Origin of the sequence: Actinomadura sp. NAK00032 (genome assembly GCF_013364275.1) — a bacterium.
Taxonomy (GTDB): Bacteria; Actinomycetota; Actinomycetes; order Streptosporangiales; family Streptosporangiaceae; genus Spirillospora.
In genome coordinates this window covers 693,011-708,462 of the sequence record NZ_CP054932.1, presented here as the reverse complement: position 1 = coordinate 708,462, position 15,452 = coordinate 693,011, and the positions used below count along the sequence as shown (strand labels likewise).

Genomic DNA, 15,452 nt, shown 5'->3' with positions numbered 1-15,452 from the left:
ACGGATCAGAAGTCGCGGATGGCCGGGAAGGTGCTCGTGGCGTCCTCGGTGCCGGCCGGAACGGGGTCGGGGAGGATCTCCCGGATGCGGTACTGGATCTCCCGGCTCAGCTCGCCCTGCGGGCGGCTCGCGTCCAGGATCAGGTACCGGTCGGGGTCGGCCTCGGCGAGCGCGCGGAACCCGGCGCGGACGCGCTCGTGGAAGTCCTGCGGCTCGGACTCGATGCGGTCGGCGGGGGCGGGCAGCCGGCGCAGGCCCGCCTCCGGCGGGATCTCCAGCAGGACGGTCAGGTCCGGGGCGAGGCCGCCGGTCGCCCACGCGTTGACGCGGACGATGTCCTCGACCGGCTGCTCCCGCCCGAACCCCTGGTAGGCGAGGGACGAGTCGACGTAGCGGTCGGTGACGACGATCGCGCCGCGCTCCATCGCCGGCCTGATCACGTTGGCCACGTGGTCGGCGCGGTCGGCCGCGTACAGCAGCGTCTCGGCGCGGTCGGACAGGCCAGTCGTGTCGCGGTCGAGCAGCATCGCGCGCAGCCGCATGCCGATCTTCGTCGCGCCGGGCTCGTGCGTGGTGACCACGTCGTAGCCGTGGTCGCGGAGCCAGATCGCTGCGAGCCGCGACTGGGTGGTCTTGCCGGCGCCCTCGCCGCCCTCGAACGCGATGAACACGCCGCGCTCGCGGTGCGCGGGCTGCGGCGCGTCCGGGGCCTGCCGCGGGGGCGTGTAGATCTCGCCGCGCAGGGCAGCGCGCAGGTCGGGGACGAGCGGGATGCCGCGCCGGTCGTCCAGCCGCCGGTACGCCGGGAGCGCGGCGACCAGCGCCACGACGGCCGCGATCAGCAGGCCGCCGCCGGAGCCGGTGAAGTCGTACACGCCGCCGCCGAGGTCGATCCGGTGCGCGCCGAGCGCCCCCGCGATCAGCGGGACCGCGACGAACGCGACCAGCGCGGCGACGAGCGCTACCGAGCGCAGGTAGGCGGTGGGGCGAGCGTCGTCCGGGGCGTCGGGGTCGGTCACCGCGGCCGCGGCCGTCGACCACGCGGCCCCGGCGAACACGCCGAGGAACGCCGCCAGGAACACCACGACGACGAGGTTCTGGACGAGCGCGAGCACCACCAGCGTGAGCGCGGCGGCGATCAGCGCGAGGCCGAGGAGCCGGCGGCGGCTGAACGGCACCAGCACGCGCGGCCCGAGGAACGCCCCGAACCCGAGCCCGAACGCCAGCCCGGCGAGGACGGTGCCGTACCCGGCGTCGCCTCCGCCGAGGGTGGCCGTGTGGACGCGGGCGACGGCGACGACCGCGCCCGCCGTGAGGGACGCCCCGGCGACCGCGAGCCCGAGCCCGCGCGCGGCGGCCGTCCCGGGGCCCTGGAACAGCAGCTTCAGCGGTGCCGGGACCGGGTGCATCGCCGTGACCGGGATCTCCCGGATCAGCGCGACGGCGGCGGTCGCGACGACGAACACGCCGGCCGTCACGTAGAGCGCGAGGTCGGCGCGTGAGTCGCGGCCGAGCGTCCCGTCCGCGATGAGGGCGAGGACGGCGAACAGCACGGCGGCGACCGGGGCCGGGCCGTAGTTCACGCGGGTCGCGGCGCGGGCGGCGCGCGGCTGCTCCTCGTCCGGCAGCGCGGCCGACAGCGACGCGCGGGCCGCCGCCGTCCACAGCAGGCTCAGGCACGACACGAGGAAGGCCGCGGCGAGCGTCCAGGCCAGCATGCCGACCAGCGGCACCGTCACGACGACGACCAGCCGCAGCACGTCCGCGATCAGCAGCATGAGGCGGCGGTCGACGCGGGCGGCGAGCATCCCGCCGAGCGGCGCGAGCACCACCACCGGCAGCAGCATCAGCACCAGCGTGCCGCCGACCGCCTGCGCCTGGGCGGACACGTCGTCGTCGCGGGTCAGCAGCGCGGCCATCGCGGTCAGTGCGGGGACACTGAGCCACTGCGCGAGGCTGGACAGCGACAGCGCGGTCCGGAGCCGCCGGAACGGCCCGTACGGCGGAAGCGACGAAACGCCCGGCGGCTGTGACGCGGCGGGGTGCGGCCGGGGTGCGCCCGTTCTGGTCATGTCGGTCAGGGTATCGGCGTAGATGTCCCTAGGAGCCGGACTTCGCGGAGGTTCGGCGGCGGGGCGCGGGCTTCTTCTTGCCGCCGCCCGCCGCGACCTTCTCGCGACGCTCCGCGAGCAGTTCCGCGGCCCGCTGGATCGTGATCGACTCCACCTCGTCCCCCTTGCGGAGGCTCGCGTTGGTCTCGCCGTCGGTCACGTACGGGCCGAACCGCCCCTCCTTCACGACCACCGGCTTCTCACTCGCCGGGTCCTTGCCCAGCTCGCGCAGCGGCGCCGCGGCGGCGGCCCGGCGGCCGCGCTGCTTCGGCTGCGCGAACAGCTCCTTGGCCTTCTCCAGCGTGACGGTGAACAGCTCGTCCTCGGAGCCGAGCGAGCGGCTGTCGGTCCCCCTCTTGATGTAGGGGCCGAACCGGCCGTTCTGCGCGGTCACCGGCTCGCCGTCCAGCTCGCCGAGCGTGCGGGGCAGCGAGAGCAGCTTCAGCGCGTCGTCCAGGGTGATCGTGTCCAGCGACATCGACTTGAACAGCGACCCGGTGCGCGGCTTGGGGGCGTCCGCCTTCTTCGTCCGCTTCTTCTTCTCGCCCTCGGCGGGCGGCGCCGGCTCCGGCAGGATCTCGGTGACGTACGGGCCGAACCGGCCCGACTTCGCGACGATCGTGTGCCCGGTCGCCGGGTCGGTGCCGAGCTCCCGGTCGCCGGACGGCTGCGCGAGCAGCTCCTCCGCCTTCTCGGCGGTCAGCTCGTCCGGCGCGATGTCGTCGGGGATGTTGACCCGCTCGCCGTCCCGGTCCAGGTAGGAGCCGTACCGGCCGACCCGCACCACGATGTCGGTGCCCTTGATCGGGAACGAGCTGATGCCCTTGGCGTCGATGTCGCCGATGTCGCCGACCAGCTCCCGCAGGCCCTCCTCGCCGTTGTCGCCGTAGTAGAACCGGTTCAGCCACGGGACGCGCTCGGCGTCGCCGCGCGCGATCTCGTCGAGGCCGTCCTCCATGTGGGCGGTGAAGTCGTAGTCGACGAGGTTGCCGAAGTGCTGCTCCAGCAGGTTCGTCACGGCGAACGCCAGGAACGACGGGACCAGCGCCGTGCCCTTCTTGAACACGTACTCGCGCGCCAGGATCGTCCCGATGATCGAGGCGTACGTCGACGGCCGCCCGATCTCCCGCTCCTCCAGCTCCTTGACCAGGCTGGCCTCGGTGTAGCGGGCCGGCGGGCGGGTCGAGTGGCCCTCGGCGTCCACCGCGTTCGCGGTCAGCGCGTCGCCCTCGGCCAGGTTCGGCAGCCGCCGCTCCTGGTCGTCCCGGTCGGTGGACGGGTCGTCCGCGCTCTCCACGTACGCCTTCAGGAATCCGTGGAACGTGATCGTCTTGCCGGTCGCGCCGAACTCGGCCCGCTCGTTCCGGGTCGACAGCCCGGTCACCCGGATCGACACCGACTGGCCCGCCGCGTCCTTCATCTGGGACGCGATCGTCCGCTTCCAGATCAGCTCGTACAGCCGGAACTGGTCGCCGCTCAGCCCCGTCTCCGCCGGGGTGCGGAACGTGTCGCCCGCCGGGCGGATCGCCTCGTGCGCCTCCTGCGCGTTCTTGACCTTGGACGCGTAGACGCGCGGCTTGTCCGGGACGTACTCGCCGCCGAACAGCGACGCGGCCTGCCGCCGGGCCGCCGTGATCGCCGTCTCCGACAGGGTGATCGAGTCGGTTCGCATGTAGGTGATGAAGCCGTTCTCGTACAGCTTCTGGGCGACCGACATCGTGTACTTCGCGGAGTAGTTCAGCTTGCGGCTGGCCTCCTGCTGGAGGGTCGTCGTCCGGAACGGGGGGTACGGCTTGCGCGTGTACGGCTTGCGCTCGACCGACTTGACCTCGTACGGACGGCCGCGCAGCCGCTCGGCCAGCGCGCGCGCCGCGGCCTCGTCCAGGTGCAGCGCGTCCCTCGTCTTCAGGGTGCCGTCGGACGCGAAGTCGCGGCCCTGCGCGACGCGCTTGCCGTCCACGCTGACGAGCCCGGCCTTGAAGACCTTCGGCTCCTCGTCCTTACCCGTGTCGAACTGGCCTGCGATGTCCCAGTAGTGGGCGGGGACGAACGCGATCCGCTCCCGCTCCCGCTCGACCACCAGCCGCGTCGCCACCGACTGCACCCGGCCCGCCGACAGCTTCGGCATGACCTTCTTCCACAGGACGGGGCTGACCTCGTACCCGTAGAGCCGGTCCAGGACGCGGCGCGTCTCCTGCGCGTCCACCAGCGGCATGTTCAGCTCGCGCGGGTTCGCGGCGGCGCGCTGGATCGCGTCCTTGGTGATCTCGTTGAAGACCATCCGGTGCACCGGCACCTTCGGCTTCAGGACCTCCTGGAGGTGCCAGGCGATCGCCTCGCCCTCACGGTCCTCGTCCGTCGCGAGGTAGAGCTCGTCGGCCTCGGCCAGCAGCTTCTTCAGCTTCTGGACCTGCTGCCGCTTGTCGGAGTTGACCACGTACAGCGGCTCGAACTCGCGCTCGACGTTCACGCCGAGCTTCGCCCACGGCTCGCCCTTGTACTTGGCCGGCACCTCCGAGGCGCTCCCGGGCAGGTCCCGGATGTGGCCGATACTGGACTCCACGATGTAGCCGCGGCCCAGGTACCCCGCGATCGTCTTCGCCTTCGCGGGCGACTCGACGATCACCAGGCGCGTCCCCGCGCCGTTCCCCCGGCCACTGTTCGCGGTGCCGTTCTTGGCTGGCACAGTCGCTCCAACCTCGCTGTCTTGGTCCTCTAACACAGGCTCTTTCTTACCGGCTTCGTACAACGTCGCAGGACGGCGCGTTCATGCCCGCGCGCTCCCCGACCATCGTGCCGCCCCTGCGGTGCAGTAGCCCCGCGCCTCCGACAGGATGACATGCCGCCGGACGCCGCGCGGACCGGGACGCCCACCGTAGGGTGCCGGACGCACGGTAGACCAAGTAATAATGGTCGCAATGGCGGAGTACACCTACCTCGTCCTCTCACTGCCGCGCGGCACCACGCGGGATACCGCCCGGCAGATCCTGACCGAGCACGCGGAACGCGGCGGCTGGGAAATCGATCGGTTGCGCCTCTACCCGGACGGCCGCCGCCGTATTCAACTTCGCCGCAAGGTCATCCGCGCCGTCCGCACCTTCTGACCCACCGCCCTCGGCGGAGCGTAGCACTCTGTTGACGCACCGTTGCCCGAAAACATGGCTTCGCCCGCCCCGGACCGCGCCTCCGGGACGGGCGAAGATCTGTGCGGGCCGGGTCAGCGGCGCCCGCCCGGCAGCAACCGGCGCGCCAGCGCCAGCACCCCGGCGACGGCGCCCAGCACCGCGCTCGCGCCGAGCGCCCACAGCGACCCGGCGCCGTCCTCGACGATCGGCCCGTCCGCCGCGACGTTCCGCACCGGGCCGAGCTCCTTGACGCCGCCGTCCACGGCGTCCATCAGCGGGTTACCGGTGGTCGGCGGCGGGTTCTCGGTGGTCGGCAGCGGGTTTCCGGTGCCCGGAAGGGCCCGCGTGTCGAGGGCGGACACCGCCACCGGCACCTCCTGCCCCTTCACCAGCCCGCCCGGAAGGGGGAGGGGCTGGGCCGCGGCGTCCCGCTGCTGGACGGCGCCGCTCTGCCCGGCGGGCAGCGTCAGCGGGTCGACGGTCACGATGCCGTTCACCGCGGCCAGCGGGTCCTTGCCGAGGACGAAGCCGAGCAGGCCCGGCCGCGCGACATCCGCGCGCTCGCCCACCGGCTTGACCATCTTGGAGAGACCCGTGCCGGGCAGGCCGCCGCCCGGCATGGGCCGCCCCGGCGTCCCGAGCGAAAGGGCGTCCGCGACGGGCACCCCGGCCTGCCGCGTGCCCGCCGCCGGCCGCAGGTTCAGCAGCTCGTTCAGGCCACCCGAACGCACCACGCCCTCCAAGTCGGGCAGACCGCCCTGCACGGCACCCGTCTTGACGAGGCCGTTCGCCGCCGGGAGACCGTCCGTGCCGGGGATGCCGCCCTTGGCGCGCCGGCCGTCCGCGACCGGACGTCCCGGCACCTGGGGCACCTCGCCGGGCTTGAGCAGGTTGTTGACGCTCGGCACGGTCGGGGAGGGGACGCCGCCGTTCTGGGCGCGGCTGTTGGAAACCGGAACGTTCACCGGCCTCGGCAGGTCGGTCACGGAGGGAAGGCCGCTCGCGACTCCGGGGAGGCCGGTCTGGGGCAGGAGGTCAAGCACCCGCGGCGACGAGGAGTAGTCGTCATAACCGGGGTTGCCGGGGTAGGTGGGGTAGTCGGGGTAGGTGGGGTAGGTGGGGTACCCGTCGCCGTCCTGGCATCGGGCGGAGGCGATGCCGACGAGCGCGGCGGTGTTGCCGCAGACGTCCACCGGGGCCTTGGTCGGGGCGTGCGCCTGGTTTCCGGCGAGGACGCCGCCCACCCCGGACGTGTGCTGGTGGCCGCCGCCGACCTCGGTCACCTGGGCGCCGCCCTCGCAGAACGCCCAGGCGTGGCCGACCACGGCCGCCGCGTTGCCGCACACGTTCACCGGGACGCTGATCGGGGAGTCCGCCTGGTTCCCGGACAGGACGCCGAAGGCGCCGCCGGTGATCTGGTGCCCCGACCCGTAGTGCCCGCCGTCGTGGACGGACGCGCCGCCAGCGCAGGACGCCGCCGCGTTGCCGACCAGGGTGCCGACCGCATTGCCGCAGACGTCCACGGGCGCGCTGATCGGAACGTTGCCCTGGTTTCCGCTGCCGACCCCGAAGACGCCGGACGTCTCCTGCCCGGAGCCCGCGTGCCCGCCGTTCTTGACGTGTGCACCGCCCTCGCACCCGGCCACCGCGTTGCCGACGACCGCGACCGCGTTGCCGCACACGTTGACGGGCGCGGAGATCGGCGCGTTGAGCTGGTTGCCTCCGAGGACGCTGCCCGACCCGTCGGTGTTCTGCCCGCCGCGGCCGCCGCCGATGACCTTGGCGCCGCCCTCGCACCCGGCGTCCGAGACGCCGACGACGGCGACGCTGTTGCCGCAGACGTTCACCGGCGCCGAAATGGGGGCGTTGAGCTGGTTGCCGGACGCGACGCCGTGCGCGCCGGACGTCCGCTGCCCGTCCGCCCGCCGCTGGTGGACCTTGGCGCCGCCGTGGGACGTGGCGTCGCCGATGCCGAGCACGGCGGCGTTGTTGCCGCTGACGTCGACCGGCGCCGAGATCGGCGCGTCGATCTGGTTGCCGCTCAGGACTCCGCCGTCGCCGCTCGTGACGTCGGCGAAGGCGTTGGCCGGGAGGACGGTGACGCCGAGAGCGACAAAGCCCGCGGCGAGCACCGCGGCACGCGATGTGCCTTTTGCCCGCGTTCGCATGATGCTCCGTTCAGGGGGATGTGTGGAGACGCACGTGTGCCGTGGGTCTCGTGGGGGATGACATGCCGCGCCGGGGGGCACGGCGAGTGACCGGACCGGCGCGCCCGAGCCGCACGGGCACGCGTCCGGAGCCTGGGGAAAGGGATCAGTCGGGCGCGAAGGACGGCTCGTCCGCGGCGGTGCGGACGGCCGGGGGAAGCGCGCCGGAGGCACGCGCGAGCGACGCGCGCGGCGGGGGCGGAGCCCAGGTGACGCCGTCGGGCATTCCGGCGGTCACGCCGCCGCCGATGCCGGCCGCGGCCGAGTGATCGCCGTGCCGCTCGGGAGCGGGCGGCGCCGGATGCTGGACGACATGCCCGGCAGCGGGCCGGGTGGTGTGCACATCCTTTTTCGCGACGACCGGCGCACGGTGCCCCCGCAGGTGCACCTCAGGCCGCGAGCGCGTCACCGCTCGGGCCGCCGCCGTGCTCGCCCGCTCCACCGCCGGACGCCGTACATCCGGCCGGACCGGTGCCTGCCGCACCGGAGGCGGGGCGGCCACCGGCGGCGGCACATCCGCCGCCACGGGCGCCACGGCCCGTTTCACCGGTTCGTGCTCATAGACGATCGCGGCCGCCCGCTCCAGCACGGGGGCCTTGGCGACGAGGTGCGCCGCCGGCGGCGGGAGCTCGTCGGCGTGCGCGGACTGCGCCGCGCAGCCGAGCAGCCAGCCCGCGATCAGCAGCCCGCCGAGGACGAGCAGCCGTTGGACGGCCCGTCCGGCGGGGACGCGGCGCAGCCGGACGGAGACCGTCCCGAACCGCGCCGCGTCGCCTGCCACCGAACACCCTCCGTTGCGGCCGAACCACCCTCAACGAAGAGTGACGTTAGCACCACGGAACGCATTGGCGTTGGCAAATTCAGGAGCGATCAAGGAATTTGTCGAGGACCCTGGCGCCGAACCGCAGCCCGTCCACTGGAACGCGCTCGTCGACCCCATGGAACATTCCGGAAAAGTCCAACTCTGGGGGCAATTTCAGCGGCGCGAAACCGAAGCAGCGCATGCCCAGCCGCGCGAACGACTTGGCGTCCGTCCCGCCGCTCAGGCAGTACGGCACCGGCAGGGCGCCCGGGTCCTCCGAGGTCAGGGCCGCCTCCATGGCCGCGACGAGCGCCCCCTCGTAGTCCGTCTCGACGGCCTGGTCATGGTGGACGAAATCGCGCCGCACGTCCGGCCCGAGAAGTTCGTCCACGACCGCGAAGAACTCTGCCTCATGCCCGGGAAGAAAGCGCCCATCGACCTGAGCCGTGGCGCTCTGCGGAATGACATTCGTCTTGTACCCGGCGTCCAGCCGCGTCGGATTGAGCGTGTTCCTGAGCGTGGCGCCGATCATCCGCGCCAGCGGCCCGATCTCATCCAGGCACTTTTCGGGACGTTCCGGATCGAATTCCACCCCGTACGCCATGCACGCCCGCTCCAGGAAGGCCCGCACCGACTTCGTGAGCCGCACCGGGAACTCATGCGACCCCAGCCGCGCGACCGCCGCCGCCACCGCCGTGACCGCGTTGTCCGGATGCACCATCGACCCGTGCCCGGCCGTGCCCCGCGCGGTCAGGTTCATCCACGCGATACCCTTCTCCGCGGTCTCGATCAGGTACATCCGCCTGTCCCCGGGCACGGTCAGGCTGAACCCGCCGACCTCCCCCACGGCCTCGGTGCACCCCTCGAACAACTCCGGATGCTCCCGCACCAGCCACTGCGCACCCCACGTCCCACCGGCCTCCTCGTCGGCCAGGAAGGCGAGCACGACGTCCCGCGGCGGCCGACGCCCCTCCCGCAGCCGCTGCCGCACCACCGCGAGGATCATCGCGTCCATGTCCTTCATGTCGACGGCGCCGCGCCCCCAGACGCACCCGTCGGCGATCTCCCCGCCGAACGGATCGCGCGTCCAGTCCTCCCGGCGCGCCGGCACGACGTCGAGATGCCCGTGCAGCAGCAGCGCGTCCCGCCCGGGATCCTCCCCCTCGATCCGCGCCACCACGCTCGCCCGCCCGGGATGCGACTCGAAGATCCGCGCCTCCAGCCCGACCTCCCCAAGCTGCTCCGCGACGTACTCCGCCGCCACCCGCTCCCCCGGCCCCGAATGATCGCCCGGGTTGCTGGTGTCGATCCGGATCAGCTCCTGGCAGAGCCGGACGACCTCGTCCTCAGCGGTCGGCTGCCGAACCACAGTGATCACCTCGTGTCCTCGCGTACCCGTCCCATGGTGCCCGCCGATCGACTTCGCCGCGACTCGTCTCCTTTGGTACAGTGAAGCCCGCCGCAGCCCCGCTGCGGCCTGCGACCAGGTCCGGGTGGCGGAATAGGCAGACGCGCTAGCTTGAGGTGCTAGTGCCCTTTACGGGGCATGGGGGTTCAAGTCCCCCCTCGGACACGTACCGTTTCCCCAAATTCGGGGCATTGGACGTCACGACACGATCCGGGTCGAGGTCAGCCTCGATCCGGATTTCTTGTTTGTCCGGTCGGTAGACGAGCCGGACGCCGAGCGTCTGATAGACGGCCTGACGGGCCTGCGGAGTCGCGTCCTTGAGCACCCGGACGAGATCGCCCAGGCCGGCGATCAGCGCGTCGATCTCCTGGGCGGTTAAGATTCGGCGGCGCTGGGCACCGGCCGTGCGGAGTTCAGCCTGAGCTGCGACGAGTTGGGCTTCGGTCTCGGCCATCCACTGGGCGATGGTCGCCGGATTAGCCCCGGCCTCGAGCGCGGCACGGTGGCGCGCGAGCTTGGACTCGCAGTCGGCGATCTGGGCCTTGGCGCGAATCGCCGCGCTGTTGGTCGGAGGCTCCTGGGCACGCTGGATGTCGGCGATGGTCTGCTTGATGCGGTGCGGCGCCAGGACCTTGGCGAGCCAGGGGTCTACGGGCGCGGTGACCTGCTGTTCTCGGACGAAGATGTTGCGCGGGTGCGCGACCTTGTTGGCCAGCGCGTACTCCTCGGGGTAGCGGCACCGGAAGTACACGTAGTCCTTGTAGGTGTGGGCCTGCATCTTGCGGTCGCACAGCCCGCAGTAGATGACGCCCCGCAGCGAGTAGGCACGTTTGGTCTGCGCGCGGGCCTTGGTGCCGCCGGTCTGGCAACGCCGAACGGCGAGCTTGCCCTCGATGCGGTCGAAGATGTTCTTGTCGATGATGACCGGGTGGACGATCTTCTGGGAGTAGACCCACTGGTCGCGGTCGTTCCAGCGGAGTTTGGTGATGTGGCCGAGGGAGACGTCGTTGACGTCGATGAGGACCTCGTCCTTGCGCTGCCGGTTCCAGACCTGGTGGCCGGTGTAACGGGGGTTGGTGAGGATGGTCTTCACGGCGCTCTTGGCCCAGGCCAGCCCCTCCCGGTGCCGGTTGCGTGGCCGGTCGTGGGCCGATGGACAGGGGATGCCGTCTCGTGTCAGCCCCTCGGCGATGGCGAACAGTCCCTTCTCGGGTGAGCCGTCGAGGCCGAGGTACTCGCAGTAGATGCGCTGGACGACCGGTGCCGAGTCAGGGTCGATGTCCAGCTTGTACAGACGCTTGCCGTCGGCCGCCTTTCCCGGGTGCGGGTGCGGCCCGCCGTCCACGAGTTTGTAGCCGTAAGGAGGACGGCCGCCGAGGTAGCGGCCTTCGGTGGCGGCGATGGCGGCCATACTGCTGCGGACTCGGGTCCGGACGCGGTTGCGTTCTCCCTTGGACAGGCCCCCGAACATCGACATGATCATGTCGTGGGCTTCGTTGACGGGGTCGATCGCCCCGCCGATCTCCGGAACCCACAGCGAGACGCCGTAGTGGTCGAACAAGGGGAAGGTCAGACCGTACTGCCCTCCGTAGAAGGCGCGATGCGGCTCCCCGATGACAACCGCGTCAAAGCCCCGGTTCGGGTTCTTCAGCGCATCCAGTACCCGACTGGCCTCCGGACGCCGTACCCAGGGGATCGAGCGAGAGCGATCGACGTCGAAGTACTCGACGTCGATGCGGCCGCCGTTGCTCTCGATCAACGTCTCCGCGCGCCGGAGCTGCCATGCCTTGGATGCGGTCGGGTCCTGCTTGTCCTCGGTGGACACCCGCCCGTAGAAGGCGAACCGCAGGGGCATCGGTGCCCCGGAACGTTGCTGGATCATCGGCCGGTCTCCTCGTCGCTGTGATCGGCGGCGCGGCGAGCACTGACTTCGAGCATGAGGCTCAGAAGCGCGGGCTGCGTCCACGGAGGTGGTGTATGAGTTTGACCTGGTCAGAGGGTGTGGCGTCGTGACGTGAGACGGCCATCGCGTGATCCTTCGAATCGACCAAGACCGAAGGAGAACAGAACGCGATGGCCGTGGACAACAGTGTGGACCCTGCGGGCTGGCTGGCCGAGCAGATCGGTGCGTGTGAGCCCGATGTGTTGCGGTCGATGGTCAAGACGATGGCCGAGGCGCTCATGAGCGCGGAGGCCGACGCGGTGTGCGGCGCCGGCTACGGGACCCGCTCGGATGAGCGGGTCAATCGCCGCAATGGCTACCGGGTCCGGGACTGGGACACCCGCGCCGGCACCGTGGAGTTGGCGATCCCCAAGCTGCGGTCGGGGTCCTACTTCCCCGAGTGGCTGCTGGAGCGGCGTCGCCGGGCCGAGCAGGCCCTGGTCAGCGTAGTGGCCACTTCCTATCTGCTGGGCGTCAGCACTCGGCGGGTGGACAAACTGGTGGAGCAGATGGGGATCAAGGGCATCTCCAAGAGCCGGGTCAGCGAGATGTCCAAGGTGCTGGACGCCCAGGTCGCCGCGTTCCGCAACCGGCCTTTGGAGGGCGGTCCGTATGCGTTCGTGTGGGTCGATGCGCTGACCCAGAAGGTCCGTGAGGGCGGCCGGATCGTGAACGTGCATGTGCTGGTGGCCACCGGCGTGAACGCCGACGGGCACCGCGAGATCCTGGGGGTCGAGGTCTCCTCGGCAGAGGACGGCGCCGGGTGGCTGGCGTTCCTGCGCGGGCTGGTCGCCCGCGGCCTGTCGGGGGTGCAGTTGGTGATCTCCGACGCCCGCGCCGGCCTGGTCGAGGCGATCGGCTCCACCTTGCCCGGGGCGTGCTGGCAGCGGTGCCGGACGCACTACCTGCGCAACCTGCTGACCCGGGTGCCCAAGTCGGTGCAGCCGTGGGTGGCCACGCTGGTGCGGACCATCTTCGACCAGCCCGCCGCCGAGGAGGTCCGCGCCCAGCACGCCCGGGTCGTCGCCTCGCTGGAGGCCAAGCATCCCGAGGCGGCCGAGCACCTGGACGCCGCTCGCGAGGACCTGCTGGCCTTCACCGGCTTCCCGCGCCGGCTCTGGCGGCAGATCTGGTCGCATAATCCCCAGGAGCGGCTGAACAAGGAGATTCGCCGGCGCACTGATGTGGTCGGGATCTTTCCCGACCGTGCCGCGATCGTCCGCCTCGTCGGCGCCGTGCTGATGGAGCAGACCGATGAGTGGACCGAGGCCCGCCGCTACATGGGCCTGGAGTTCCTGGCCAAAGCCCGCCTTCGAGTAGTCGAGGGCAACACACCCGACCCCGGCATCGACCAGCGAGAACTCACCGCTTAACCTGCAGAAACAGGATCACGCGAAGATCAACTCATACACCACTCCGCTGGACGTGACCCGTTGATCAGCGCAAGAACTGCAGGCGCGAAGACTCCGTGTTCCGTCTTCTGCCTCGGCCAGGTCAGTGCGAAGCTGCTCGACCTTCCCGCGGGCTACCGCCAACGTCTCTTCGACCGTGCCTCTGAAAAACCGCCCGGTCAGCGCTTCACGGATCGCTTCCTCGACCAATGCTCCGCAGACTTCGAGCGGCACGCACCCGCCAGGCTTCACCGCCATGGCCGGCCCAGCGCCCGCAGGATCTCCTCGGACAGTTGCTCCGGGCCGCCCGCCTCGATCAGCCTGCCGACGCCCGGCACGTACGCCCACCAACGCCGCGTATGCGACCCCCACCAGCACTGCACCCAGGGGAATCGTTCGCGCAGCCCCTCGGCAGCACGCTGCATCGAAACAGCCGAGTGGGCGGGTGATCTGTCGCCGTAACCTGGGAGCGAAAGTCCGCAATGCCCGCCCATCACCCTTACGGCCCGTTCGTCATCTTTCATCGGGAACGGCTCCTAAAGGTGGCGGTCAGCGATCGAAGCGCCGATAACGCAGTGCGTTCGCTCGGCTACCTGATCGTCACGTTCGGCAGATAATCGGGGAAGGCGCTACCACTACCCCGACTAGGAACGAGAGCCCGCCCATTCCAAACAGGACTCTCCGCCGCTCAGAGGCGATGCGTAGCCTAGATTCCATGAACGAGCCGCTCGGTTTCTGGTCGACTCCGGCCGTGAGTCAGGCCCTCGCCACCTGCGACGTGCCGACCTTGATGGACGAGATCCGGAAGGCGAGAGGCTGGAGCCAGACCGACCTCGCTGACGCGGTCGGCTACACACAGAGCTGGGCATCCAAGGTGCTCCGCGGGGAGACCTCGCTCACGCTCGCTCAGGTCCGCATCATCATCCGCCGACTCGGCATCCCCCCAGAACTCCTCCGGTTCGGCGATCACCAGATAGACGAGGAAGATCCCACGAATCGCAGGCAATTCGGCAAGCTCGCCGCCTTGGCCCTCTGCCGTCACCCCGTACCGCGCTCACCACCGGTGAGAACACGGCCGCCGATCTGACGGCCATCACCGGCTCGCAGCGCCGGTTGGACGCGTCCTTCTGCTCCCGCGACCTCATCGACGGCGTCCGCTCGCACCTGGAGCTGGCCGTCCGAGCCCACCGCGCCGCAGGCCCACACGCCCCCGCCGTCGCGGCCGCCGTCAGCGAAGCCGCCGGTTTCGCGGCCTGGCTGTCGATGGACATGCTCGACCTCGGCAGCGCCCGTACCTACTACCGCCAGGCGATCACCGCGGCCGAGCTCGCCAAGAACGACGTCCTCGCCGTCTACATGACCGGAAGCCTTGCCGCCTTCGAGATCGACGCCGCCGGCGACCCGCTGCTCGGCCTCGCCATGATCGACAAAGCCCGTAAAACGTTGCCGCTCTCCGTCGGAAGCACACCCACCGCCTGGCTCGCCTCCCTCGAAGCGCTCGCACACGCCTCCAAACCCCACCCCGACGAGCACGCCGCGACCCAGGCGATCAGTACCGCCGAGCACGCCATCGCCCGCATCGACGGCCCACCGCCTTGGCCCTGGGTCTACCCCTTCGACCTGACCAAGCTCGCACGCATCCGAGCCTCCGTCGCTGTCCGCCTAGGCCAACCCTCCGAAGCGGCCCGCGCATTCGCCGAGTCGCTTCCGACCGCCCAACCGGCACCCAAGCAGGCCGCGCTGACCACCCTGGAAGTAGCGACCGCAGCCTGCCAACGCGGCGAAACCGACGAGGCGTTCACCCTCGCCCTCGACGCCCTCAACACCGGCATCACCTACGGCTCCGAACGCATCATCAGACAAGCCCGCCAGTTCCGCTACAGCAACGCCCCCGCGACCACACTCACCGTCGCCCGCTTCGACGACCGGCTCAGAACAACCCTGCTCTAGGAGAACCCGTTGCGCATCGCCATCTCCGGCCACCGCTCCCTACCACCCGCTACCGAAACCCTGGTCGCCGAAGCGCTCGACGAGACCCTCTCCCCCATCACCGACGACATCACCGGCCTGACCTGCCTCGCCGACGGCGCCGACACCCTGTTCGCCCGCGCCGTCCTTGCCCACGGCGGCCAAATCGAGGTCATCGTCCCCGCAGAGCAATACCTCGCCGGCCTACCCGAAGAGCACCACCCCGAGTACCGCAAACTCCTCGCCCAAGCCGCCCAGGTCCACCGCATGGCCTTCACCGAATCCACCAGCGAAGCCCACATGGCCGCCAGCCAGCACATGCTGACCCTCGCCGACGAACTCTGGGCCGTCTGGGACGGCCAACCCGCGCGCGGCTACGGCGGCACCGCCGACGTAGTCCAAGCCGCCCACGCCCTCAACAAGCCCGTCAAAGTCATCTGGCCGAACGGCGCCAGAAGAGACTGACCCTCCCGCCCCACAGGCGCCATGGCCTCATAC

General features: G+C 70.9%; 11 protein-coding genes, 1 tRNA gene and 1 pseudogene. 6 read left to right on the top strand and 7 right to left on the bottom strand.

The window, feature by feature from the left end:
• Positions 1–5: 5 nt before the first annotated feature.
• Positions 6–2,072 carry a dTMP kinase gene (tmk, locus tag HUT06_RS03445; protein ID WP_176194369.1) on the bottom strand — a complete coding sequence of 689 codons (2,067 nt, stop codon included), beginning with the start codon at positions 2,070–2,072 and terminating at the stop codon, positions 6–8.
• 28 nt (positions 2,073–2,100) lie between these two features.
• Positions 2,101–4,797, bottom strand: a complete 2,697-nt coding sequence (topA, locus tag HUT06_RS03440; protein ID WP_176194368.1) for a type I DNA topoisomerase — start codon at positions 4,795–4,797, stop codon at positions 2,101–2,103.
• A 232-nt stretch (positions 4,798–5,029) separates the two neighbouring features.
• On the opposite strand from topA, the gene HUT06_RS03435 reads away from it, so the two are divergent.
• The gene (locus tag HUT06_RS03435; RefSeq protein ID WP_021596264.1) at positions 5,030–5,215 is read left to right on the top strand and encodes a DUF5703 family protein; all 186 of its coding nucleotides are present in this window, start codon (positions 5,030–5,032) and stop codon (positions 5,213–5,215) included.
• 113 nt (positions 5,216–5,328) lie between these two features.
• On the opposite strand, the gene HUT06_RS03430 is transcribed toward HUT06_RS03435, so the two are convergent.
• The 3 genes from HUT06_RS03430 to HUT06_RS03420 form a co-directional block, all read right to left on the bottom strand.
• Positions 5,329–7,404, bottom strand: coding sequence for a chaplin (locus HUT06_RS03430; RefSeq protein WP_176194367.1), 2,076 nt, complete (start codon positions 7,402–7,404; stop codon positions 5,329–5,331).
• A 145-nt stretch (positions 7,405–7,549) separates the two neighbouring features.
• The gene (locus HUT06_RS03425) at positions 7,550–8,224 is read right to left on the bottom strand and encodes a hypothetical protein (RefSeq protein ID WP_176194366.1); all 675 of its coding nucleotides are present in this window, start codon (positions 8,222–8,224) and stop codon (positions 7,550–7,552) included.
• 79 nt (positions 8,225–8,303) lie between these two features.
• Positions 8,304–9,623, bottom strand: coding sequence for a M20/M25/M40 family metallo-hydrolase (locus HUT06_RS03420; RefSeq protein ID WP_176194365.1), 1,320 nt, complete (start codon positions 9,621–9,623; stop codon positions 8,304–8,306).
• Positions 9,624–9,732: 109 nt separating this feature from the next.
• Here HUT06_RS03420 and HUT06_RS03415 point away from each other — a divergent pair.
• Positions 9,733–9,818, top strand: a tRNA-Leu gene (locus HUT06_RS03415).
• A gap of 598 nt (positions 9,819–10,416) precedes the next feature.
• On the opposite strand, the pseudogene HUT06_RS45525 reads toward HUT06_RS03415, so the two are convergent.
• Positions 10,417–11,508, bottom strand: a pseudogene (locus HUT06_RS45525) (recombinase family protein); the annotation flags it as partial.
• Positions 11,509–11,726: 218 nt separating this feature from the next.
• On the opposite strand from HUT06_RS45525, the gene HUT06_RS03405 reads away from it, so the two are divergent.
• The gene (locus HUT06_RS03405; protein WP_176194364.1) at positions 11,727–12,968 is read left to right on the top strand and encodes an IS256 family transposase; all 1,242 of its coding nucleotides are present in this window, start codon (positions 11,727–11,729) and stop codon (positions 12,966–12,968) included.
• Between the two features lie 266 nt (positions 12,969–13,234).
• Here HUT06_RS03405 and HUT06_RS03400 read toward each other — a convergent pair whose 3' ends face one another.
• The gene (locus HUT06_RS03400; RefSeq protein ID WP_176194363.1) at positions 13,235–13,411 is read right to left on the bottom strand and encodes a hypothetical protein; all 177 of its coding nucleotides are present in this window, start codon (positions 13,409–13,411) and stop codon (positions 13,235–13,237) included.
• A 290-nt stretch (positions 13,412–13,701) separates the two neighbouring features.
• Between HUT06_RS03400 and HUT06_RS03395 the strand changes: the two genes are divergently transcribed.
• From HUT06_RS03395 to HUT06_RS03385, 3 genes are read left to right on the top strand one after another with little or no spacing between them, the layout of a single operon-like run.
• A complete protein-coding gene (locus tag HUT06_RS03395) occupies positions 13,702–14,073 on the top strand; it encodes a helix-turn-helix domain-containing protein (RefSeq protein ID WP_176194362.1) in 372 nt (123 codons plus the stop codon).
• Between the two features lie 26 nt (positions 14,074–14,099).
• Entirely contained in the window at positions 14,100–14,936 is an 837-nt protein-coding gene (locus HUT06_RS03390; RefSeq protein WP_176194361.1) for a hypothetical protein, read from the top strand.
• A 9-nt stretch (positions 14,937–14,945) separates the two neighbouring features.
• Positions 14,946–15,419, top strand: coding sequence for a hypothetical protein (locus tag HUT06_RS03385; RefSeq protein ID WP_254714954.1), 474 nt, complete (start codon positions 14,946–14,948; stop codon positions 15,417–15,419).
• Positions 15,420–15,452: the final 33 nt, after the last annotated feature.

Coding starts and splice junctions, on each gene's coding strand:
- HUT06_RS03405 (WP_176194364.1), top strand. CDS start 11,727: ATGGCCGTGGACAACAGTGTGGACCCTGCGGGCTGGCTGGCCGAGCAG.
- HUT06_RS03400 (WP_176194363.1), bottom strand. CDS start 13,411: ATGCAGCGTGCTGCCGAGGGGCTGCGCGAACGATTCCCCTGGGTGCAG.
- HUT06_RS03435 (WP_021596264.1), top strand. CDS start 5,030: ATGGCGGAGTACACCTACCTCGTCCTCTCACTGCCGCGCGGCACCACG.
- tmk (WP_176194369.1), bottom strand. CDS start 2,072: ATGACCAGAACGGGCGCACCCCGGCCGCACCCCGCCGCGTCACAGCCG.
- HUT06_RS03395 (WP_176194362.1), top strand. CDS start 13,702: ATGAACGAGCCGCTCGGTTTCTGGTCGACTCCGGCCGTGAGTCAGGCC.
- HUT06_RS03430 (WP_176194367.1), bottom strand. CDS start 7,404: ATGCGAACGCGGGCAAAAGGCACATCGCGTGCCGCGGTGCTCGCCGCG.